This is a genomic window from Sphingobacterium puteale (genome assembly GCF_050986225.1).
Classification (GTDB): domain Bacteria; phylum Bacteroidota; class Bacteroidia; order Sphingobacteriales; family Sphingobacteriaceae; genus Sphingobacterium; species Sphingobacterium puteale.
Genome location: NZ_CP158959.1, coordinates 2,309,473 through 2,330,230 on the forward strand (window position 1 = coordinate 2,309,473; position 20,758 = coordinate 2,330,230).

21 protein-coding genes and 1 tRNA gene are annotated in these 20,758 nt (G+C 40.4%); 11 read left to right on the forward strand and 11 right to left on the reverse strand.

Annotated elements, in window-relative coordinates; genetic code table 11:
- Nucleotides 1-514 precede the first annotated feature (514 nt).
- From ABTV71_RS09540 to ABTV71_RS09555, 4 genes are read left to right on the forward strand one after another with little or no spacing between them, the layout of a single operon-like run.
- Nucleotides 515-1,366, forward strand: a complete 852-nt coding sequence (locus ABTV71_RS09540; protein WP_433903028.1) for an ABC transporter ATP-binding protein — start codon at nucleotides 515-517, stop codon at nucleotides 1,364-1,366.
- The gene (locus ABTV71_RS09545) at nucleotides 1,350-2,165 is read left to right on the forward strand and encodes a hypothetical protein (protein ID WP_433903029.1); all 816 of its coding nucleotides are present in this window, start codon (nucleotides 1,350-1,352) and stop codon (nucleotides 2,163-2,165) included. The genes ABTV71_RS09540 and ABTV71_RS09545 overlap by 17 nt, the downstream gene beginning before the upstream one ends.
- 1 nt (nucleotide 2,166) lies before the next feature.
- The gene (locus ABTV71_RS09550; RefSeq protein ID WP_121121407.1) at nucleotides 2,167-2,550 is read left to right on the forward strand and encodes a GntR family transcriptional regulator; all 384 of its coding nucleotides are present in this window, start codon (nucleotides 2,167-2,169) and stop codon (nucleotides 2,548-2,550) included.
- Nucleotides 2,547-3,392, forward strand: coding sequence for a hypothetical protein (locus ABTV71_RS09555; protein ID WP_433903030.1), 846 nt, complete (start codon nucleotides 2,547-2,549; stop codon nucleotides 3,390-3,392). Before ABTV71_RS09550 ends, ABTV71_RS09555 begins: the two co-directional genes overlap by 4 nt.
- A 79-nt stretch (nucleotides 3,393-3,471) precedes the next feature.
- On the opposite strand, the gene ABTV71_RS09560 is transcribed toward ABTV71_RS09555, so the two are convergent.
- The 8 genes from ABTV71_RS09560 to ABTV71_RS09595 all read right to left on the reverse strand — a co-directional run bounded on the left by ABTV71_RS09560 (nucleotide 3,472) and on the right by ABTV71_RS09595 (nucleotide 11,664).
- Nucleotides 3,472-4,224, reverse strand: coding sequence for a 3-keto-disaccharide hydrolase (locus ABTV71_RS09560; protein WP_121121411.1), 753 nt, complete (start codon nucleotides 4,222-4,224; stop codon nucleotides 3,472-3,474).
- A gap of 13 nt (nucleotides 4,225-4,237) precedes the next feature.
- On the reverse strand, nucleotides 4,238-5,548 hold the full coding sequence (locus ABTV71_RS09565) for a Gfo/Idh/MocA family protein (RefSeq protein WP_433903031.1): 1,311 nt from the start codon (nucleotides 5,546-5,548) through the stop codon (nucleotides 4,238-4,240).
- 94 nt (nucleotides 5,549-5,642) lie between these two features.
- A complete protein-coding gene (locus tag ABTV71_RS09570; protein WP_433903032.1) occupies nucleotides 5,643-6,704 on the reverse strand; it encodes a LacI family DNA-binding transcriptional regulator in 1,062 nt (353 codons plus the stop codon).
- Nucleotides 6,705-7,182: 478 nt separating this feature from the next.
- The gene (locus ABTV71_RS09575) at nucleotides 7,183-7,923 is read right to left on the reverse strand and encodes a DUF6683 family protein (protein WP_433903033.1); all 741 of its coding nucleotides are present in this window, start codon (nucleotides 7,921-7,923) and stop codon (nucleotides 7,183-7,185) included.
- 65 nt (nucleotides 7,924-7,988) lie between these two features.
- Complete coding sequence (locus tag ABTV71_RS09580) at nucleotides 7,989-8,960, reverse strand: TolB family protein (RefSeq protein WP_433903034.1); 972 nt, start codon at nucleotides 8,958-8,960, stop codon at nucleotides 7,989-7,991.
- A 69-nt stretch (nucleotides 8,961-9,029) separates the two neighbouring features.
- Nucleotides 9,030-10,010 (reverse strand): TolB family protein, encoded by a 981-nt coding sequence (locus ABTV71_RS09585; RefSeq protein ID WP_433903035.1) that lies wholly within the window; start codon nucleotides 10,008-10,010, stop codon nucleotides 9,030-9,032.
- Between the two features lie 87 nt (nucleotides 10,011-10,097).
- Nucleotides 10,098-10,757, reverse strand: coding sequence for a hypothetical protein (locus ABTV71_RS09590; RefSeq protein WP_433903036.1), 660 nt, complete (start codon nucleotides 10,755-10,757; stop codon nucleotides 10,098-10,100).
- 169 nt (nucleotides 10,758-10,926) lie between these two features.
- A complete protein-coding gene (locus ABTV71_RS09595) occupies nucleotides 10,927-11,664 on the reverse strand; it encodes a hypothetical protein (RefSeq protein ID WP_433903037.1) in 738 nt (245 codons plus the stop codon).
- A gap of 208 nt (nucleotides 11,665-11,872) precedes the next feature.
- On the opposite strand from ABTV71_RS09595, the gene ABTV71_RS09600 reads away from it, so the two are divergent.
- The 6 genes from ABTV71_RS09600 (at nucleotide 11,873) to ABTV71_RS09625 (ending at nucleotide 18,142) form a co-directional block, all read left to right on the forward strand.
- Nucleotides 11,873-13,804 carry a sensor histidine kinase gene (locus tag ABTV71_RS09600; protein WP_433903038.1) on the forward strand — a complete coding sequence of 644 codons (1,932 nt, stop codon included), beginning with the start codon at nucleotides 11,873-11,875 and terminating at the stop codon, nucleotides 13,802-13,804.
- The gene (locus ABTV71_RS09605; protein WP_121121431.1) at nucleotides 13,794-14,441 is read left to right on the forward strand and encodes a response regulator; all 648 of its coding nucleotides are present in this window, start codon (nucleotides 13,794-13,796) and stop codon (nucleotides 14,439-14,441) included. The genes ABTV71_RS09600 and ABTV71_RS09605 overlap by 11 nt, the downstream gene beginning before the upstream one ends.
- A gap of 1,383 nt (nucleotides 14,442-15,824) precedes the next feature.
- The gene (locus tag ABTV71_RS09610; protein WP_121121441.1) at nucleotides 15,825-16,118 is read left to right on the forward strand and encodes a hypothetical protein; all 294 of its coding nucleotides are present in this window, start codon (nucleotides 15,825-15,827) and stop codon (nucleotides 16,116-16,118) included.
- Nucleotides 16,119-16,170: 52 nt separating this feature from the next.
- The gene (locus tag ABTV71_RS09615; RefSeq protein ID WP_433903039.1) at nucleotides 16,171-16,578 is read left to right on the forward strand and encodes an immunity 22 family protein; all 408 of its coding nucleotides are present in this window, start codon (nucleotides 16,171-16,173) and stop codon (nucleotides 16,576-16,578) included.
- 124 nt (nucleotides 16,579-16,702) lie between these two features.
- A complete protein-coding gene (locus tag ABTV71_RS09620; RefSeq protein ID WP_433903040.1) occupies nucleotides 16,703-17,818 on the forward strand; it encodes a hypothetical protein in 1,116 nt (371 codons plus the stop codon).
- 96 nt (nucleotides 17,819-17,914) lie between these two features.
- Complete coding sequence (locus tag ABTV71_RS09625; protein ID WP_121121447.1) at nucleotides 17,915-18,142, forward strand: DUF6965 family protein; 228 nt, start codon at nucleotides 17,915-17,917, stop codon at nucleotides 18,140-18,142.
- Between the two features lie 24 nt (nucleotides 18,143-18,166).
- On the opposite strand, the gene ABTV71_RS09630 is transcribed toward ABTV71_RS09625, so the two are convergent.
- The 3 genes from ABTV71_RS09630 to prmC form a co-directional block, all read right to left on the reverse strand.
- Nucleotides 18,167-18,547, reverse strand: a complete 381-nt coding sequence (locus ABTV71_RS09630) for a phage integrase SAM-like domain-containing protein (protein ID WP_433903041.1) — start codon at nucleotides 18,545-18,547, stop codon at nucleotides 18,167-18,169.
- A 77-nt stretch (nucleotides 18,548-18,624) separates the two neighbouring features.
- Nucleotides 18,625-18,697: transfer RNA gene (locus tag ABTV71_RS09635), tRNA-Lys, on the reverse strand.
- A gap of 117 nt (nucleotides 18,698-18,814) precedes the next feature.
- Nucleotides 18,815-19,675 carry a peptide chain release factor N(5)-glutamine methyltransferase gene (prmC, locus tag ABTV71_RS09640; RefSeq protein WP_433903042.1) on the reverse strand — a complete coding sequence of 287 codons (861 nt, stop codon included), beginning with the start codon at nucleotides 19,673-19,675 and terminating at the stop codon, nucleotides 18,815-18,817.
- A gap of 33 nt (nucleotides 19,676-19,708) precedes the next feature.
- On the opposite strand from prmC, the gene ribD reads away from it, so the two are divergent.
- Entirely contained in the window at nucleotides 19,709-20,752 is a 1,044-nt protein-coding gene (gene ribD / locus ABTV71_RS09645; protein WP_433903043.1) for a bifunctional diaminohydroxyphosphoribosylaminopyrimidine deaminase/5-amino-6-(5-phosphoribosylamino)uracil reductase RibD, read from the forward strand.
- The last annotated feature ends 6 nt before the right edge of the window (nucleotides 20,753-20,758 follow it).

Here is a 20,758-nt window from a genome sequence, read left to right on the forward strand (position 1 = left end):
CACCTGTTAACTTAAGGTTAATGCCATTTTTAAGCTGATAAATGTGTTTTTTGTATTTGCAAATTGAACTGTTCGACTACAAATTTCTATTGAGGAGTTCAAATTGAAATTAGGGAGACAAGGTTGAGGTGCTCGTGGCTGTTTTAAGTGTTTTTTAAGCGTTTTACGCTATTTTTATTATATATATGGGTATTTTGTCGAAAAAAGTACGAAGGCTTCCTACGGGGCTAATATGAGTTTTTTTTCGATTGAATGCACTTTAGGTTGGAAGCCGAATCAGGTGCCTTTACATTTTTTTCATTATGAATTTCGCAATGTTAATGTTTAATGTGTTATTATTCAAAATTTTAAATTGTTTTATGTGAAGTGTTTGTTTTTTTTTTAGTGAAGTTGAGGGTATAGGGAATACGTCATTGATCATTTAAATCTGGACAGTCGTTATTTTTTTTAATAATTTTTGGAAATATGGAAAACAAGTATCTATATTAGTGTATTAATTAAATAATACAGTAGTATGATTACTATCCAAAATCTAAATTTCAGTTATAGTAAATCCAGACCACTCTTTCTCCATATGGACCTCACATTGGAGCAGGGGCATATTTACGGATTACTTGGAAAGAATGGGGCGGGCAAGTCTACTTTGCTTAAGAACATGGCCGGTCTGGTGTTTCCTGTTTCTGGGCATGTCGAGGTCTTGGGGCATAACCCAAATCGACGCGAACCTTCGCTGTTGCGGGAGGTCAGTTTTATTCCCGAGGAGTTTTATTTACCCGCGGTAAAGTCGGAGCAATTTTTAAAAGCCAATGCAGGTTTTTATCCAAATTTTGACCGAGAATATTTTTATCGCCTGATCAATGAGTTTGAAATTCCGGTGGAGCAAAAATTGGCGGAGATGAGCTATGGCCAGAAGAAAAAATACATTATTTCCTTCGGTTTGGCTTCCAATACGAAAATCATTATCATGGATGAGCCTACAAATGGTCTGGATATTCCCTCTAAAGCGCAATTTCGTAAAATTATGGCTTCGGCTATTACAGACGACCGTTGTGTAATTATCTCGACCCATCAGGTGCGTGATCTGGATAATTTGATTGATGCGGTCATTTTGCTTGATGAGCATAAGGTTGCGTTGAATGCACCTATTAACCTGATTACCGATAAGCTCTGTTTCAAAAAGATGAAAGAGCTGTCTTTTGATGTGCTCCATGCGGAAGAAGCGCTTGGAGGTTTCAATGCGATTCTTCCAAATACACTGGGGGGGGATTCCAAACTGGATCTTGAGTTGCTGTTCAATGCCGTATTGTTGCAGAAGGAAAAAATTACAAATCTTATTAAAGTCGATGAATATGTCAAACCTATTTAATACAGCCCGTTTTTTTGCGCTGATCCGCAGGCAATGGATCGGTTTTGGACGAATTTATCTGATGTCAATAGGAGTGATAGCAGGTATTATATTTTGTTTTTATGCGTTCAATATCGGTTCAAATTATAGTGATATAAAAAATGAATCTGTCCAAGTTTATTCGGTGTTGAACTTTAGATCACCGTTGTTTTGTGTTTTAGGGATATTTTTTGCGACTGTAATTTCGAGTAGCTATTTTGCCGATCTCGGAAGTAAGACAAAAGCAATTTTTGAATTGATGATACCGGCCTCCCGACTGGAAAAATTTCTGGTGGGGATTTTCTATACGGTGGTCGTTAGCATCAGTTCTTACTTATTGATCTATTACCTGATCGATTTGGCCTTTGTCTCTTATTTACGTGGCTTTGGCCCTGCCATAAGAACCGAGGTAAATTCCCTTGGTGAGCAGGTCACAGTGGAATTTTGGCCATATTATTTTAGTGTGGATTACCCAAGAGGAGTTTTTTATTTATGTTTTTTACCATTCTTGTTGAATGCGGTATTTTTACTGGGGGGTATTGTCTTTAAGAGTTATCAATATATCAAAACGGCAATTTCACTTGTTGTTTACTGTGTGATCTGGATGTCTTTCTTTGTGTACCTGATGAAAAAGCAAACGGAGCACACTGTGCCGCATATGGATGATAGCTATTGGTCAGATGTTTATCACATTTTTGGTTTAATCACAGTTGCGGGAATAGTGCTCACATTGATATTCTGGGGGCTTGCCTTTTTAAGGCTAAAAGAGAAGGAGATTTAATATGGAATTTAGTGCCAACAAAGCAATTTATCTACAAATTGCAGAATATGTATGTGATCATATTTTAATGGAGACCTGGAAAACGAATGGTAAAGTACCATCTGTGCGGGAATTAGCCGTTCAGCTGGAAGTCAATCCTAATACGGTTATGCGGACATATGATCTACTGCAGCAGCAGGAGATTATCGCAAATAAACGCGGGATCGGTTTCTTCCTGACCGAAGATTCTGTCAAAAAGGTTAAATCCTACCGGAAGACCATTTTTTTGGAAGAGGATCTTCCGCCTTTCTTTCGGAATATCTATTTATTGGAAATTGGTCTAAGTGAATTGGAGCAACGTTACAGACAGTTTGTTGAACAGAATTTTAATCAAAATGAATCATGAAATTAAGTACTAAATTATTGATAGGACTCGCAATAATCCTTTTTGCCGTTCCAACATTGGTAGCCTCTTATATTGTTCAAACCAATCGGGTAGATGAAAATGTTTATCATGCGGAGATGGACAAAGAAGTGTCAAATGCAGCTGCAAAGGATGTTTATTTTCGATCCTTTCCGGTGGGGAAATTCGACAAGCTTCAGCTACTCGGTTCGGATGCGAGGGGGATAAATCTGTATCTGGTAAAAAGCGATAAGTTTTTGATAAAGATCAATAAGAGCCAAGCTGATTTTGTAAAGTCAAAGGTGGATGGAGACGGTTTCCTTACCCTGGATTTTTTGGAAGGCGGTGATCGATATTACAAATCTGTTTATGTTTTTGCGCCGGATCTGAGCTTATTAAAATTGAAAAATGCCGGTGTGAATGAATTCTCGGCGAAGCTGGATAAAATTACCATTGTCGGTGATAGCATTGAAAGTCTTTCATTAAGTGGCGGAGCGGCTATAAATACACTTAATTTGATTTTGACAAACTCGCATATAGAAGATTTTGGATACCGCGACGACAAAAATACGGCGCCTGTCAATCATTTGTTTGTGGATGCGACGAATACGATGTTGGGATTGCCGCGTGTTGATTACAAGACAGCTCATATTCTTGCTAAGAATTCGGAGATCTATTTCAATAGAAAGGGGGACAAATCCAAAGTTGATGTGTTGGATATCAAGACGGAAGGGGCATCTTCTGTTCGGCTGGATAGCTTGCAGTGGAATACATTGCAAGGAAATCTATCAAACGACACGAAAATAGATTTGCCCGTACATGCGCTACGGGGTCTGATCAAATAGCAAGATTTTCTAATTTTGTTATGGGTAAAAAAAGGTCAACATCGCAGCATAGGCTATGTTGACCTTTTTTTATTAATGATTATGGGGTGATGCCCGGTACAACCTGCTGATCACTTGTGACACCGGGGGGCAGTTCGATGAGTTTGAAATTACGGAAGTGAATCTCTGATCCTTCAGATTCAAGACAGAGGTAGCCCTTTTTTATACTTGAATTACGTAGGCCATTGACGAATTTTCCATTGACCGCCAATTTGATGGTGCCATCAATACATACGATGGTGTATTTGTTCCATTCGCCTTTGCCCTTAGCTCTATTTTCAATGGACTTGCTGCGCGTTCCTCTGGGATTGTCCGGAACAGTTGTGACACCGCCTACACCAAAAAGCTCGCCGTGTACATAGGCGATCGGTGCCTGTTTTCCATCCATAAGGTTTTGATTTACCCAGTCTAATTCGAGCATTTGTACTTCGACGCCTCCGGGAAGTCTACCCGACGGGTCGGGGTTGGCGTCTGACCAGACAAAAATTCCTGAGTTGCCGCCCGCATACTGATGGTTCCATTCAACCTCAATCATAAAATTTTCATACTGCTTTGTGGAGCGTACAATACCTATTGGTTTTCCTTTGCAGATGAGCAGATTTTTCTTGATAAGCCAAGTGTCCCGATCCGTATTGACATTGATCCAATGTATTGTTTTTGAGTTTTTCTTATTTGCTATCCAATCTTCCCAGTGGATTTCCTGACCAAAATCGAATAAGGTTTTGGTTTGCGCTATGAGGCTACTATTATTAAGCAATAACGTGCTGAAAATAGTATAAATGAGTCTTTTCATCAGGTTTTAACACTTAACTAAATTTCGTCTTGCCCGGTATGGCAATTGGCGGACCATCGACATCGAGTTCCCAATTATAGGAAGCTAATTCAGGGCCAAGGTTTTCTTTTGAATTCATGACTTGGTCAAATGTCAAATTTTGACCTGTATAGCCGGCCATTCGGGCCCATATCGCCAAGAGGGTGCTATTGCTCATCCATTCGCCATCATTGATTGGTTTGTTACTTCGTATTGACGCAAACAGCTCATCATGTTGTGTCTGGTACATGTTGTTTTTTGTGCCGGTGTAGTCCCAGTCTATTTTTCCGGATATGGTATGCTTTCCGCCGATCACGACTTCAGCGATTCCCTCGGTTCCGAGCATACTTACCGAGTTTCTTGGAGTGGTTCCAGCTTGTTGTCGACAGAAGTGCGTTCCGATTGCCCCATTTGCATATTTAAATTCAATGGCAAAATGATCATAGATATTTCCATACTTTGGATCTATGCGGACTTGCCGGCCTCCTGTACCCATTGCAGAGATGGGCATGACATCGCCCATGGCCCAAGACATCATGTCTAGACTATGTACCGCCTGCTCGACAATAAAATCACCCGAAAGCCAGTTGTAATAAAACCAATTTCTCATTTGCTGCGTCATTTTATTCCATTCCGGGTGAGGCTCGATATAAGTTGCTTCACCGCCGTACCGAAATGTGCTGACTGATTTTACCTGGCCTATCGCTCCCTCCACTACTTTGGTAAATGTAGCCCGGTTCGGGAGGTCGTAACGGAAGCAAAAACCAGAGACAAGCGATAAGTTTAATTCTTTAGCTTTTTTTACCGACTGTTGTACGCTGTGTAATCCGGGGATATCGACCGCCATCGGTTTTTCACAGAAGATATGTTTTTTTGCTTGAACGGCAGCTTTTAAATGAAGTGGTCTAAATGCCGGGGGCGAGGTTAGCAGTACGACATCCACATCACTATTGATGACTTTTTCATATGCGTCAAATCCCAGAAATTTGTTTCCTTTGTCTATTTTTACTTGTTTCGGACGGACTTCCATTAAAGCGGCGTAAGATTCATCCATGCGATCCTGAAAAACATCTGCCATTGCAGTAATCTGGCAGTTCGGGTCGGCCTGTAAAGCTTGTATGGCTGCACCGGTACCCCTGCCGCCGCAACCTATTAATCCTACTTTAATAACCTGATCTTTGGATTGATCCGTAAAAGATAACAGGGTAGAGGTCGGTAGTGAAGTTCCGAGCGCAATAATACCGGATTTTTTCAGGAAGGACCTTCGTGAATTGTATTCTGGGTGGTTATCTGAATGAAGTGACATTTTTATATTTTATGGTTATGATAAATATAATTATAATAAGATAAAGTGTTTGTCACAAGACTGTTTTATGCTATCGGTGTAAAAACTTTGTTATTTATTCCCGGGATGCAGAGGTTGATTTTCGGTGTTCTATTTGACAGTCCAAAAAATAAGTCTCAAACTCAAAATAATTTTTTTTGTTTTTCTTCTTTAGCATTTCCAATAAAAGTTCTACTGATTTATCGGCCATGAGACGAGTGGGCTGAGTAATCGTTGTCAAAGAAGGGTTTAGGCTATTCGCAAAGGGCGTGTTGCTGAATCCGATTAAATTCATATTTTCAGGAATCTTTACCTTAAGCTTATTTAAAATATGTAAGACCTTCAACGATAGCGTGTCGGTGGTGGATAGAAGTGCGTCTGGAGGGAATGGGCTGCTTAATAAAGCGCTTATTTTTCGTTCGAGTTCCTCATCAATATTATCTTTAGGGCTTGAATAAGATATTTCAACAATATTATCTTCGTTGTAGGGAATCGAGCTGTTAAAAAGGGCATCTTTGTAGCCTTTAATTCGAGTGGCATTTCCGCCGATATCTTTACAGAGTAACAGAATAATGTTTTTGCGACCGTTTTTTATCATTTCCGCCGTAGCCTGATAAATCACTTTGTTGTTCTGTATACCGATCTTAAAGGTATCAAGCTGGTGATTTATTCGGTCAAATATAATGATCGGACATATTTGGTCCATGATGTACATTAACAACGATAGGCTGGAATCATTTTTTACAGGTGAAATAATGATGCCGTCAATATTATTCTGCACGCAGAGTTCCAATGCTTCTTTTTCCTTTTTCTCGTCGTTGAAGGTCTGTAATAAAATTAATTGGTAATTTGTTTGCGATAAGATAAGTGAGATTTCTTCATAAAAATCAAAGAAGAATGAGCTGGAAATAAAAGGGACAATAATAGCCAAGGTATTCGAACGTCCTGTTTTCAGGCTTTTGGCAGAAAAGTTTGGTATATAGTTAATCTTTTTGGTGTAAGTTAGAATCATTTTTTTTGTTTCCGCACTGATTTCATGACTATCGTTAAGCGCCTTGGAAATGGTGCCCGGTGAAAGGTTTAATTGCTTTCCAATCTCTTTTAAGGTGACTCTTTTCATGTTCTCTTTCCTCTCCATTTCTTATAATCGTTCCCGCTCCATTCACAAGGGAATAGAGATCGAAGTGTTTTTATACATGCTGCTTAGCAGGTTTAATTGTATTCAGATGATGAATTATTAAACTATAAAGATAAGATAAAAAAATATTTGTAGGGTAATTCAAATCCGGGGAATAAAAAAATTAGTTACAAATTCGTTGCTCACAATAATTAGGAATCTCAAAGAATTGGTAAAACAAGACTTCCATACCACTGAAGTAATGACCGGATACAAATATTCGGCATCCAGCCACAAAAATTAGCTATATAATTGGATCGAGATTTGAAAAAAGTACTTAAAAAAAATTTTGGTTGGAAATCTCCAAAGGAATTAGTTCATTTGGAGATTTATTTGTTATAAAGCGTTCATAGAAGCAATATTGGGCAAGGAAGTCAAGCTTGGAAAACGCCCGATTCTGCTAACGGCCTTTTTGAGGTCCAATTAGAGAAATAGTAAACTATTTTTCTATAAGCCCATTATTGTTGAAGGTATATTTCGTAAGATCTATACCTGATACCCTGATCACAGCCTGCCTGATATTTTGCCGCGTTGCGGTTAAAGAAGCTGTATCTCCGTTTTTCAATTGCTCCTGGCATGCGTATGTAAAAAATATAGCCATATAAGAAAGTATCTCTGATATCTCCTGTTTTTGGTCATTGCTGAATTTTGCCAAATTGCTATTACTACCCATAGCGCTATGTATCTGCTTTCTTAAAAGCTCAATTCCTTGGCGGTAATTTCCGATCTCCTTACCACTGGTTGCCTGCCAGGAAAGTAAAATGAAGGCGGTGAATACGTCTGGTACATTGTACCTGTTGAATCCAAATGGCCTGAGAATGCTTTCAAACTGCGCCATAAAATTTGCATTCCGTATTGTTTCGGCGGCAGACTTTGCTTTAATCTTATTGCCATTTGCGGCAATTGTTCCGATCAGTTCCAGCACTTGATCATGGACCTTTGCTGAGGACACAAAATTCAGATCTGAACTGGCAGTTCTGGAGGGCCTGCTCTTACCTGAATTTTCCCCGCTGCCGGATTTCATTCCGCGCTCAATGGCGCTTTTTGTTGTCAGGAACATAGCGTTATTAAAAGCGCCCTGGTACATTAATCCGGGATTGCCTATCTGTCCCCATGCTTTATTTCCGGCAAACAGGCCAAAAATAAGCGCCATAATTATAGCTTTACTTATATTTTTCATATCAAATCTAAAATAAACTTTACTTCAAAATTACTTCTGTGCAAGCGGAAGATGCCAAAAGCTGCTTAGCGCCATAGCATCGTTCCGTTACAGATCTCATTACGGTCCACTCCCTGCAGCCTGAGCTGGATAACATGATCGTCAACCCCTTGGTCTACATTATATTGCTGGCCGTCTGCCGGTATAATTGCCATTGCCCAGACGCCATCACTGAACACGCCGCTACCGGGCGAGCCGGTTGATTCAATAAAGCGGGTGCCTATCAACAGATATTTTCCATCCGGCGAAAAAACTGGATAGGTTTCTTCATCTGTACTCGTTGTCACCTGCTTTTTATTGCTGCCATCGGCATTCATCATCCAGATATGATTGCCGCTGGCATATGCAATCCGGGTACCATCCGGGCTGGGCTGCGGAGCTCCCCATTTGGACAGGTTGATATCTGCGATAACACTGGCGTTTGTATAAGCCGTATTGGTCCGGCAGAGTTTGTTGCCCACCATGAAAAGGAGTGTATTGTCCGGCATCCAGGCCATAATATTCTGCCGTATTTTTTCTCCACCATAGCTCAGCAAATGGTTTTCGACGCGGCCTTCAAGGTTCATGATCACGATGCCATCATGATATGTCGGCACTACTGCGATCTTAGATCTATTCGGCGAAAATTTAGGCGAGGCATAATCTCCCTCTGTGGGATAGTACCTGAATTGTCCCGTTACCTGTCCGTCACTTATATTGCTTATCGTAATAAGATTGGCGTCCCAATCGGTATCACCGGTATTGGCAGAGGTAATCGTCTTTTGCCCGTCCATACTCACGTCCCAGTCATGACGGTCATAGTCCTCGGGTAAAAGCAGTCCCTTTGTTTTTGTCGCCAGGTCAATATAACGCACCCCTTCTGTTGGTGAGCTATAGTAAATGCGTCCCTTACCCCAAGAGCTATTACCTCTGTCAGGTCCGGAACTGTCATCCTTCTTGCAGCCGGCAAGCAGAACTGTTAGCAGGAAGAAATAACTAAAAAAAGATAGCTTTTTCATAGTTTATAGTTTTAAACGTCATTATTATATTGTTACCATACCGCATCATGCTTAAAGTATTGCTATTATCTATCGCCAGACAAAATCGCCGACAATGGTGATCCCAAGCCCTCTTGAATCCGGAGCTCCTTTGACGGCAGGGTGTATCACGCGGTTATCTTCACCTGGCCCTACTTTGTAAACCTGACCATCGGCGGGGATGGCACATAGATGAAAGGCAGTAGTACCGCTGCCAGGCGCCCCGGCCCTTGAATTGGCCTTCATCGCTATATACTTGCTGTCTGGGGAAAAGCAGGGAGACTCCTCTCTTTGATTACTTTCGGAAACCTGGTGGAAATCGCTGCCATCGGCATTCATCAGCCAGATATGGTTACCGGCAGGTAAGACGATTTTCTTGCCATCCGGACTTGCTGTTGCATGACCTCTCCAATCGTCAAACGGAATGTCCCGCACCTTCGTGGCCCGGTTAAAATCTGCTGAGGTGCGCCATAGGCCACCGTCCTTTTTAAATAGAATCGTTCCGCCGGGTTCCCAGTAGATAGGGTCAAGGTATTCAAATTCATGGGTACTTCCGTATCCGGAAATATTGTGCAGGACATTGCCGTTCATGTCCAGGATTACCAGACCATCCCGCAATGTAGGCCTTAATGCTAACAGATTTCCATCAGGAGAGATATGAGGTAAGCCACCATTGTTATCATTTGGTTCGTAAAATATCTCCTTGATTGTTGATCCATTACTGGCATTAAAGATAATATACCTAGTATCAAATGTCGCAGCCTTAACCTGTTTGACACCTTTGGTTCCATCCCAGCTGATGTCCCAGCCGGAACCGTTGGACCAGTTCCCGATAACACCCGATAGGACACCGGTGCCCATATCAAGGCGGGTAATGCCTTCTGTTCCCTGTTTAATGAAAATAGCTCCTATACCATAATTACGGTCGTTGCCGTTATTGCCACCGTCCGGGCCAGGACCATCACTTTTACTGCAGGAAATAAACCCACATAATGCAGAAATTGCAAGTATTATTAAGCTAACCTTTTTCATATTGCTTATTTATCGTTGATAAATTTTGTGAATAATAAGTGCCGGTACTTTCTTATTAACTGGATCAGACGAAATTACCGAGATGGTTTACTGTAGACTGGCTATCTTAAAATGGTTAACTTCAACAATGGAGAAACGGTTGGCATAAAGCCCGGCTCTGTTAATCGTAGCTATACCTGTTGCAGCCATGCTATACACTTCCTGGTCATTGACATGAAAATACACTTTGCCATCTTTGAGCAGTACTTTTAAGGTATTATACCCACTTATGTTTATATTAGCACCAGCTGACCAATCAACAATTTCTTCCCAAGGATCGGAACTTTTTGAATTGTATCTGGTAATCTTCCACTCTCCACTCTGGGATATAACCAGAGCATAGAACGATAGATCTGTACCGTCCTTTCGGAAATTCCATATTAATCCCCCATGTCCATATCGGTTGTCCGAAAAATAAGTAGGCTTCACGCTTACCTCAACATACATGGAGCCACTGCTGGGAGCGAAATCTTCCGATACCCTACTGGTAATAGCCATTGTCGCAGAACCTTTAAGAACATATACGCCATTTTCATAACCATAATAGGTGTCCCCGGCCGAGTAACCGACACCCCATTTCTCATCGTTTTTACTGAAATCGGTTTCATACAGTACCGTTTCTCCTAGCCTGACATCATCTTTCTTACATGATACCAGGATAAATAGCAGAAGTGCCGGGCTTGTTATTAAATTATATGTCTTTGTCATAGTCAGATTTGTAATAAGTAATTATCAACTATTGGTCCTTCAGTATTTAAGACTTGTAATTATAGTGAATGATATCTTTACACCTGTTTTAACTCACAAGCAGGAAATGAATAACAGCTTGGACAATCGATGGAAACTCTGTGCCTTCTCAAGCGCAGTTAGTTTATCATTATAGCTTTTTTGTTAAACCGTTTTTTGAGAGGGTCATACTGCGCAAATCCAGCTGATTTTTTCGGAGGAAACGGTTGTGAACCATATCCGAGTACGCACGCGCTTCTTTGATCATCCCTTCTTTTTTTGCTGAATTATAGGACTCGTTTGCGAGAATAAGATCGTAGATCATATATTCGGCAGCTTCCTGTTTTTGTTCGTTGCTCCATCCGGCGACGTCCAGGGTTAAGGTCACCTGTTCGCGTACTGCCTGTATCTTATCTGCACCGGGATCGGCAGCCTTGTTGGCAATGCGCCACATCCCCAGGATATAAGCCGCAAAAGCATCCGCATAATTATGCTGCACATCCAGCCCTAAACTTTTGAGGTATGTTACATACCGGGGAAATGGTTTATCCAGCTTAAAGGCCTTTTCAAGGCTGCTTCCAACCTGATGATTTTTCTGTTTGATAGTATTGATGATGTCCTGCTGTACGGTCTGTGATGTTGTTACCGAAGGGCCGAACAAAAACGCAGCATTATTTACAGACGACTTTGCTTTGGTACCCGCTTTTTTTGTCCTACTTCCTGCTTTGCCATACGCTATATCGTTCATGATATTCTGATTGACAAAGGACTGGATTGTGTTATTGTACATCAGGTTATTCTGCGCGATCATCATGGTAGCGCCCGGATCATACTGAGCAAATGCGGGTCCGGAAAGAAAGATAATAAGCAGTTGAAGTATCTGTTTCATAGCATAAAAAATTTTATGACCGTTGTAACCGCGTAAGTGTCAGGTTTTGAAAGCATATGTTAAGAGCTACCATAAACTATTGGGAACTTAACGCTATCCAAAATTATTCTCCTTTTTTCCTTGAGGCAATACTCCCAAAGGAGTATTTTTATCTGCCCGGCAATTATTCCGGGCAATTATTGTTATTATTACTTTAAATTATTAGGCGATGAAAGGTTTACTGTTGATCTGTATGGCGGGTTTGCTTTGCATATGCAATGTTCTGGCACAGCCTTATCAGCATCGGGCCGACAGCCTGAAAAAGCTGCTGGAAGCTGCTATGTCTGATACAGCCCGCAGCGACCTTATGGGAAGCATTGCCATAGCATATGCGCGGATGGGCAAATTCGATACCGCCCATGAATTTGCAGGTAAAGCGCTGGCGTTTGCGAGAAAACAATCTTATCCCTATTATGAGGCACAGGCCCGCTATAGTCTCGGGAATATATATATGCTGTCGTTTTCTATGGATAACGCTATCATTCAGTACGATCTGGCCAGAAATTTACTCGGGCATGACGGGAACGCTGCATCCAGGGCACTTTACCTTCGTACCACTATTAACCTGGCCCAGGCATGGTTCAATAAAAGCTACCATGAAAAAGGAGCCTCATTGCTGATTGAGATTTTACCGGAGCTTGAAAAAGGAGCCGATAAAGAAGCATACGCAGCCAGCCTGCATAATCTCTCCGCTGCATTTATTACCCTTCGGCAATATCCTCAAGCTTACCCTTACCAGCTTAAAGATATTGAACTTGCTGAACAGACCGATGCAGGGGCTGGCAGCAAAGCAGAATCTTATCTCAATGCAGCGCTGCTGATGTATTATATGGACAGCCTAAGCAGTCTCAGTAATTACCTCCGTAAAGCGGATCAGCAATTAAGAATTTTGGGAAAAGACCGCCTATGGACAAGGTTTTACAGTTACGAGGCTTTGTCTTATCTTCTGCAGAAGCAACAAGGGAAGGCAAGCAAGGCTATTGAGCGGGCTTTCAGTAATCTTACTGCTTTCCCGGACCGGGAAACTGAATATGACGCATATGAATCCAGGAAAACAGTTGAAGCGGCACAGGGCAATTACAAAGCTGCACTGGTATCCGCACAGGTAATTGAAAAAATGGCAAGGGAAGATGAGCTGCCTGAATATTCACTTCCTGCTTTAAAGGATATAGCGACTTATGCCAATCTGGCCGGTAACACTGAATTGGCTTATATTTATTTAAATAAATATACCTTGTTTAAGGACAGCATAGATAAGCAACAAACCGCGTTTAAAATAAATGAGCTCGAGCTCAGATACCAGACTGCACAGAAGGAGCGTCATATTGCCGACCTGCAGGCAAAATCTGAAATGCAAAAACTTCTGTTATGCTTCCTTGCAGCGTTATCTTTACTATCGCTGTTGTTTTTCCTGTACCGCTCCCGGCAAAAAAAGAAGCTGGCACGGCAACAACTGCAGACATTACAGCAACAGAGGCATGTGGAGGTGGCGCAAGCCCTGATTGCTGGCGAAGAACGCGAACGCGGCCGGTTGGCACGGGATCTTCATGATGGCCTTGGTGGCATGCTGGCTGCTATCAAGCTTAACCTTTCACAGCTTGTTTCAAAAAAACGGCAATTGGAAAAGGGCGATCTGGACCACACTATTGACCGGCTGGGACATTCTGTAAATGAATTAAGGCGCATCTCGAGGAATATGATGCCGGAGTCCCTGTTACAATCGGGGCTTGCAGTAGCATTGAAAGATCTTTGTGATGAAGCTATGCTTCCGGGACTTAAGATCATTTTTAAAGCTTTTGATCTTGAAGAAAATTTCTCTGCTCAGGTTAAGGTTATGATTTACCGTATCGTTCAGGAGCTTGTTTACAATGCCGTAAAACATGCCGATGCCTCAAAAATTATGGTGCAGTGCAGCCAGTCGGACCAATATTTCTTTATTACTGTGGAGGATAACGGCCAGGGTTTTTCGATTGATAGTATCCCCAAACACAGCCGTGGGTTGAAAAATGTTCAAAGCCGTGTGGATCTGTTGAACGGAAAAATAGAAATAGACAGCTCAGGTGGAGGTACTAATATTAATATAGAATTATATGTGGGATAATAGCAGAAAGGTCCGGGTGATCATCGTTGATGACCATCCGCTGGTTATCGAAGGAATTAAAAATGTCATTCAGGGAAATGATGGGCTGGAATTGGTGGGGCAGTTTGGTTCTGCAAAGGCGCTATCGGATTCTTTGGAGATGGGCGGGGTTGATCTAGTATTACTGGATATTACACTACCCGACGGAAACGGAATAAGTATTTGTAAGGAACTAAAGAAATCTTATCCGGACCTTGTCATAATTGCTCTCAGTAACCTGAGTGAACGGAGCATCATCAAGCAAATGCTGCAAAGTGGTGCCAGCGGTTATCTGCTAAAGACAGCAGATCCATGCGATATATTAAACTGTATGCAGGATGCGCTGGATGGAAAGATTGTCCTGAGCAGTGAGTTGAAAGTGAATTTTGATATGGTAGTGCTTAACGAGCCGGAGGAAATTCCGGAGCTCACCATAAGGGAGAAACAGATACTTCAATTATTGGCAGCAGGTAGGACATCTGCAGAAATAGCAACGGAGTTGTTTATCAGCCCGCTCACAGTCAAAACCCACCGGGCCACACTATTGCACAAGTTTGAAACAGGAAATATTCTTACTGCTGTTAATAAAGCAAGAGAAAGCGGTATACTACCGAAGTAATTTTACTGGAACTATATTATCGCCATGCGTATCTCGTTTATCGGTTAAGTATTCGAATTCTCCATTCATTCTTTTAAGATCAAAAGCAACGGATATACGCTGATCATTAGTATAAATGATATCAAAAACAAGTTATCCTTGAGGATATTTGGTCAAATGCCAAGGACGATTGATCAAATGCCAAGGACGATTGATCAAATGCTAAGGACGATTGATCAAATGCTGAGGACGATTGATCAAATGCTGAGGACGATTGATCAAATGCTGAGGACGATTGATCAAATGCTGAGGACGATTGATCAAATGCTAAGGACGATCGCTCGAATGCTGAGGATGATTGATCAAATGCTAAGGACGATCGCTCGAATGCTGAGGACGATCGATCAAATGCCAAGGACGTTTGGTGAAATGTTGAGGACGTTTGGTGAAATGCTGAGGACGTTTGGTGAAATGCTGAGGACATTTGGTGAAATGTTGAGGAGAGATGAACAAATGCTAAGGACGTTTTGTTCATCTCTCCTTAGCAACGGTAAGTGTTTGCTTACCATTAAAATAGCCTTTTAATTGGGTGTAGGCCTAGATTTTCTTCTGATTTTGGTTATTAGGTGTCAAAATCGGCAACAAAAAGTACCGTTCTGCCCAAAAGTTGGCCGAATATACCCCCATGTTTATAAATCTCATTTTGTAGATTTGAGCCCGTTTAAACAAGAAAAGCCAATCTTGCAATTAGCTTTTCCTCTGTGATCCTGTTGAGATTAGCTCTGTCCCACAGTTCCTGTGCACATCCCTTAATAAGGGCATTAAGACTTTAAATGAACCGTGCATCTGCATAAAAAATAAACCACAAATATCGGATCATTTTATATCCAATACACAGCTTTTGTACATGATCCACCGAATCCTGAACCCTTTAAATAAGAAAAGCTAATCTTGCGATTAGCTTTTTCTCTGTGATCCCGCTGGGACTCGAACCCATAAGGGTAATGCGTTAATTTATAATATCTTGTATAAAGTCTATCAAATGAGGGGTCCTGAAAGGGGTACCATTTTTTTTGACCTGATTTGTACTGATTTAAAGAACTTATTTGTGCAAAAAAATCAAAATCCGCAAAAATCTTCATCATGCTTAATTTATTTATGTAATATTATATAAAATCGAGCATTGATTTTATTTGGACACTCAGCGTAAAAGACCGAATTTATGCCTTCTGTGAAGTTTTAATCTTTTTAATAACTTCAAAATTCATTAGATTTACCCTGATGTTATGGTAGACACAATTATAAACTTTATTAAAAAAAAGTCTCATGAACCAGTGGAAAAGGGTATCTTTTTTGTCCGTTATTATAACATGTCTGCAGTCGTGCAACTCATCCAGGACTGACATGAAAAAAATAGATTATTTATGGAATAAAATTACCACTGCTACCAACTCTGAGGATGAGCTTATCGAAGTGGAAAAACTATTCGATATGCTCACTGACAAGCATATCTCTTTTGAGATATCCGGAACGGATTCCTCCGGAAGGGTCATTGATCTCCAAGCAGCTGATGATATTAAAATAGAAACCTCCAGGCCGGTTATAATGAAGTTTTACATAACTGAAGATTCTGTAATGGTCAAGAATAACTGGATTCCCAAACGCTGGAATAACGTTTATTATTTTTATAATGAATAGTTTATACGAGAAAAAATGAATAACTAAACAAATAAAAAGGTCTATGTCTAGAATGTCAAAAGCCCATATATGGGTTGGGTTTACGAGAAAAAAACAAAGCGAGTTTGACAAATATTTTGATCAGTCAAAGGCTTTTCTTTTCGATTCGACTGGCAAAGAAAAAAATCCTTCCGAAGTAGAGCTAAGCCAGTTTAGTAAAGATTTGAAAAAGGAGTACAGTTTCAATGAAGATTTTCTTTTCATTTATTATGCAGGCGAAGCACCGCTGGAAATTGGCGAATTATTGGCGGAAATGGAAGACATTAGCTCACCGGAAATCGTTAAAGAAGCATGTATTGCAACAGGAATTACGGAAGCTAATGCCTTTTTTTTCTATACAGATACCAATATGAAGGTAAACGAACCTGAAAAGAAATTCAATGATCTTACCTACATTGGTTTTTTTGATACAACTTTCTGATGCCCCATTTAATCAAATATTATATTGGAACGCATGAGAATATCCGATCCGAATTTTGAAAAGTCACCAGCGGGAATCTGGCCTCTTTTGCAAAATCCATAAGCGCTTAGAAAAATAACCACAAATGCAGATAGTAAATACAATAGATCTGAAGCGTAAAATTTCAAAATCTTTAATCAACGCAAGTGGCAGTACAGCCCTTGTGTTATTTGATAACTCTCGTGAATTTGCAATTATTAATATTGTAGACGACCAATTAATTCTATCTTACTACCAGCAATTTGATTTTGTTATTTTGGATGCCTGTTTTTCTACAGAAGACTACGTTTGGTTTGCTTTAAATGGTACAAGGAATATTGAATGGAATATTAATACGAAAACTGTTTCACGAACATGCGGGGACGTGGCACAAAACAATTTGGCGCCACACTTAAGAGGCTACTCTTGCATCAAGGCTATTGCTTCAAAAAACCTTTTGATCGCGGCAAACGCTGGCTCATCCCAAATTGAATTTTATCATCTGAATTCTCTAGTCAGGCTGGATAATACCGATGCTTTATGTGAGGTGTATACGAAGAACATAGTTGTTCATCCGAGTGAGCAAATAATTGCAGCACAAATAACAGAATCAGAAGATACCGGAAGTATACGTTTTTTCGAAATTAAGGATAACTCCGTAAAGCTTTACCGGAAATATATAGCCACATTATTTGCTCCAAGCGCATGTAGTTTTTCTGAGAGTGGCGAGGAATTTGTCACGACGGGCGGTTTTCCACCTTTTAGTTACCAGGTTAATAAATTCCCTTCGCTGGATTTTATTAGCGAATTTACGGACGATGAAGGCTTAAATATTCCTGAACCCTGGGGTAATACCAGGGGTATAACTTATAATAATGATTTTTTGATATCGTCATCCACACTGATCGTACCGTATTATAATGGCTATATAAATTGTATTGATCAGAGAACAGGAAAAATTATTGAATCGATCAAATGCTGCGGTTCACTTTGTAACTCATTAACAAGATCGCAGGATGCTAACCTATTATTATGTTCGGCAATAGGGGGAGAGATTGTTTTACTTAGAAATAGCAATTTGAAATTTAATATTGTTTCGAGTGAGACAGCATTTGAAGAAGCTGACACTACAACAAATTTGCAATTACCGTTGGTTGAGATGGAAGATCGTACTTCTCCTTTGAACGATCCATTACCAATAACAGAAGGCATAGCTCGATAAGAATCTTTCATAAGTATTTCTGAATTAGCAAATGACACTTGGCGTGCTTTTTCTCTGAGATATGGGTTAATAAGTGATCTAATCAAAATTAATTTTATGACTTTACAAGAATGGAAAAGTGAAGTTTCACGACTCGAAACCTTCTTTAAAGAACCGCCTATTTTAATAAAGGAATATCAAAACGGATATTCTGTAATTCATGACATCCCCAGGTTTATAGAATTCCATCTTGCTTCTGCAGGAGCCAATGCCGGCAATCTCTGGTTTGAGCGGTATATTAAGCGACTGCAAGAATTGGAAGAGGCCATCAGAAATCAAATTTAATTCCTCGGGCTATCTGTTGCTTTTCTAATATAAGATAAGTACATTGTTTTTTACACCCCTTACTTCTCCCAATCGATTTAATGAGATTTTTTTTCTTTGTATAGCATTAATCTGGTCAAATTCGAGAGGCTCTATTTCCTTTTCATTGCCATAGCATACAAAGGCTTTTATTGGGTTGTTTGTGATATAATTGTGATTTGCACAATTCTCAAGTATCTGCTTTAGTTTTTTTACATACCCTTTTGCAGTGACATCGCTGATTGGCTTTTCCAATTCAAGAGTCATGTAATCGAAGAATTTTTCAGCGAAGGAATACTTGATATTCTCCAGAGCAAAGTCTTCAGTTTTATATTGGAATTTGAGAAAGGCTTTTATCTTTTTTTCAGCTGAGCGCCAATGTTTCAAGGTTTCATAGGATTATTTGTAGAAACCATTGATTTTCAGGGTGAAAAGAAAAAAGGCGCTAAAATTAACGCCTTTTGTGATCCCGCTGGGATTCGAACCCAGGACCCATACATTAAAAGTGTATTGCTCTACCAGCTGAGCTACGGAATCCTTTCTGTTTTTGAAAGTGATGCAAAGGTAGAATTTCTTTCGATATGCTCCAAATAATTGGTTCTAAAATTTGGTTAACCGATGTTAACTGTCTAGTAAATAAAAAGATTATTTTTTCTAGATACTTTTCTTTGCATGGATTATCCGGTTGGCACCATTGATATCGTTGATGAGCTGTACTTGCCGGAAGCCCTTTTTCTCGATGAGATCCTTGGTTTCCGGTCCCAAATATTGATTAATTTCAAAATAAAGGTCTCCGTTTGGTGTCAAATGTTTTAAGGCAAAGGATGAAATGACATCATAAAAGATCAGCGGTGCACTCTCCTCAACGAATAAAGCGAGTTCTGGTTCATACGCCAATACATTTTGCTGCATTTGCTGTTTTTCATTTGGTGTGATGTAAGGCGGGTTCGAAACGATAATATCGTATTGCTGATCTGAAAAAACGTAATCCCATTCTAAAATATCAGCATTGATGAAATGAACGGGTTCTCCCAAACTTTGCGCATTTTTTCTGGCGATATGGATCGCTTCTTTAGAGATGTCTACCGTGGTTACCTGCGCCTGATTTAAGTATTTTGACAAAATAATTGGGATGCAACCTGAACCGGTGCCGACATCAATAACCTTTAGATGAGATGAGGTCGCATGTGTTTTTATAATAAGATCAACGAGTTCCTCCGTCTCCTGTCTCGGGATCAGGACCGATTCATTCACCTCGAAAAGCTCGCCGTAAAAATCTGCTTTATTTAAAATATATTGGATTGGTCTGCTTTTTTTGAGATCCTGAAGAATTCTCCGGAAACGAAGAGCATCGTTTTCACAGACGATATCATCCTTTTTAAAAGGATATGTTATTCTTTTTATACCCAATAATTCTTCGACTACAAGTAGAAATATGGATTTTATTTCGTCACTGCCATATATGGACTTTAATTCATGTTGAAACGATAATTCGAAATCTTGAAGTATTCTCATGCTTCAAAGGTACGATTTTCATAGATTTGCATTATGAATATGCACAGGCAATATATGCAACGCTGCTTGGATCTCGCTCAGCTAGGAGCAGGGTCTGTAAGTCCAAACCCCATGGTGGGTGCAGTTATCGTTCATGATGACAAAATTATAGGAGAGGGGTACACTTCTCCTTACGGAGGTCCCCATGCTGAAGTTAATGCTGTAAGTCAGGTGCTGGAGCGGTATGGTGATACGGCAAAGGAATTACTGGCTGCAAGTACATTTTATGTGAGTCTTGAGCCTTGTGCACACTATGGTAAAACACCTCCCTGCGCCAATATGATCGCCGATTTAAAACCATCGAAGGTTTTTGTCGCTTGTCTGGATCCCTATGCGAAAGTCAATGGTAAAGGTGTTGAAATATTGAGAGCGGCAGGTATTGAGATTGAAATTGGGCTTTTGGAGAAGGAAGCAATCTGGCTCAATCGCCGTTTTTTTACACGAATCGGCCAACACCGACCGTATGTTATTTTAAAATGGGCACAATCTAAAGATGGATTGATAGGTCAGCAGGATAAGCAGGTGTGGATCAGTAATACCGCAAGCCGGCAACTGGCCCATCGTTGGCGCGCCGAAGAGGATGCAATTTTAGTCGGAACCCATACTGCTCAACTGGATAATCCGAGTTTGACTGTTAGGCATTGGAAAGGTAAAAATCCAATCCGTGTGTTGATAGATCGGGATCTGACCATTTCTCCTGAAAATAATATTTTTGATGAAAAAGCCGATACCATTGTGTTTAACGCAAAAAAAACAGATTGGCAAGGACATATTAAATATATTGAACTTGAAAATTATGGTCTGTATTTACCACAAAGTATCCTTTATCAATTGTACCTGATGGATGTGCAGTCCATTATCATTGAAGGGGGAGCGAAGACCTTGCAAACATTTATTGATGCTGGTCTTTGGGATGAAGCGCGCGTGTTTCAATCGGAGAGAGAATTGCATAGCGGTGTTTCCGCCCCAAAGTTGAATGGACGGATTTCGGAAAAACGGATGATCTCCAATGACTTGCTGATGGTTTATGTGAAATAGCAGATA